A 2,085-nucleotide genomic window follows, 5' to 3' on the forward strand; every position below is an offset into this window, starting at 1 on the left:
GGAGCTCACACGCCGGGGCCTTTCGCATTTCAGCGGTCGATTACGCCGCCTTCGCCTCTGGCTGGCTCAGCGAGCGGTTCAGCGCGCTGAACAGTGCCTTGAAACTCGCCGTGGTGATGTTTTCATCGATACCCACGCCGTGCACCGCACGTTCACCGTTCACCCGCAGTTCGATGTAGGCCGCTGCTTTGGCATTGGTGCCCGCGCCGATTGCGTGTTCGTTGTAGTCCATGATTTCCACCGGAATCGGCAGGCCGGCGACCAGTGCTTCCAGCGCGCCGTTGCCCTTGCCGCGCCAGTGCAGGTTGGTTTCGCCCTGACCTTTGCTTGCCACTTCGACTTCGACGGCGCTGTTGCCATTCTCTTCCTGCAGACGATGGCTGACCAGCGCGTAAGGAGTGTTGGCTTGCAGATATTCGCTGATCAACAGTGAGTGAATCTGCTTGGCGGTCATCTCCAGGCCCAGGCGATCGGTTTCACGCTGCACAACCTGGCTGAACTCGATCTGCATGCGCCGTGGCAGGCTGATGCCGTATTCCTGCTCCAGCAAGTAAGCGATGCCGCCCTTGCCCGACTGGCTGTTGACGCGGATCACCGCCTCGTAGCTGCGACCGATGTCGGCCGGGTCGATCGGCAGGTACGGCACTTCCCACAGGGTGTCCGGTTTCTGCTGGGCGAAGCCTTTGCGGATTGCGTCCTGGTGCGAGCCGGAGAACGCGGTGTGCACCAGGTCGCCAACGTACGGATGACGCGGGTGGACCTGGATCTGGTTGCACTCTTCGACAACCTTGCGCACGCCATCGATATCGGAGAAGTCCAGCTCAGGGTCGACGCCCTGGGTGTACATGTTCAGCGCGACGGTGACGAGGTCGACGTTGCCGGTGCGCTCGCCGTTGCCGAACAGGCAGCCTTCGACGCGATCAGCGCCGGCCATCAGGCCCAGCTCTGTGGCCGCGACGCCAGTACCACGGTCGTTATGGGTGTGCAGACTGATGATCACGCTGTCACGGCGGTTGATGTTGCGACCGAACCACTCGATCTGGTCGGCGTAGACGTTCGGCGTCGCGCATTCAACCGTGGCCGGCAGGTTGAGGATCATCTTGTGCTCAGGCGTCGGGTTCCACACCTCGATCACGGCGTCGCAGACTTCCTTGGCGAATTCCAGCTCGGTAGCGCTGAAGGTTTCCGGCGAGTATTCGAAGGTCCACTCGGTTTCCGGCTGCATGGCTGCATATTTGACGAACAGCTTGGCAGCGTTGACCGCGATGGCCTTGATGCCGTCCTTGTCCTGGTTGAAGACGATGCGACGGAAAGAAGGCGAGGTGGCGTTGTACAGGTGAACGATGGCTTTCTTCGCCCCGCGCAGGGATTCGAAAGTGCGCTCGATCAGGTCTTCACGGCCCTGGGTCAGCACCTGAATGGTGGTGTCGTCCGGTATGTGGCCTTCTTCGATCAGGGTACGCACGAAGTCGAAGTCGGTTTGCGACGCGGCCGGGAACGACGCTTCGATCTCCTTCACGCCGACCTGCACCAGGGTTTTCCAGAAGCGCAGCTTCTTCGCCGCGTCCATTGGCTCGATCAGCGACTGGTTGCCGTCACGCAGGTCGGAGCTGCACCAGATCGGCGCGGCGTCGATGGTCTTCGACGGCCAGGTGCGATCAGGCAGGTTGATGACGGGAAACGCGCGGTATTTCGAAGACGGGTCTTTGAGCATGCTCATCGGGAAATTCCTTGTTGTCTGGGCCGAAAAGAGGCGGCCTGCCGGTTGAACGAATGTTCTTGGAAAAGCGTGGGACGAGGCGCAGCGATTCAGCCTGGCAGTCGTGCACTGACGAGGCACAGGCTGCGGTGCTGGCGAAGCTGAATGAGGGTGTGAGAGGTTTTCATGGCTTCAACCCTAACCGCGAGGGGAAAGGATGGCAAGCAGTCGGAAAAAATTGAGAGGAATACCCGGAAAGCGGGATTTTGCGCGATTTTATTGTGCTTAAGTCAGTACATGTTGTTGATGTTTGCGTGAGGGTAGATTGAGGCGCAATTGAGAGCGGTCGGGTGCCAGCGGTATTTGTAGGTTGGATAGGCCGCCTT

The 2,085-nt window shown here is 60.0% G+C and carries 1 protein-coding gene; it reads right to left on the minus strand.

All coding sequences use genetic code 11. The features are described 5' to 3' along the window. Positions 1-40: 40 nt before the first annotated feature. The gene (gene leuA / locus F8N49_RS27415) at positions 41-1,720 is read right to left on the minus strand and encodes a 2-isopropylmalate synthase (protein WP_016773339.1); all 1,680 of its coding nucleotides are present in this window, start codon (positions 1,718-1,720) and stop codon (positions 41-43) included. Between the last annotated feature and the right edge of the window lie 365 nt (positions 1,721-2,085).

The organism is Pseudomonas sp. GXM4 (genome assembly GCF_008923895.1).
GTDB classification, from domain to species: Bacteria; Pseudomonadota; Gammaproteobacteria; order Pseudomonadales; family Pseudomonadaceae; genus Aquipseudomonas; species Aquipseudomonas atacamensis.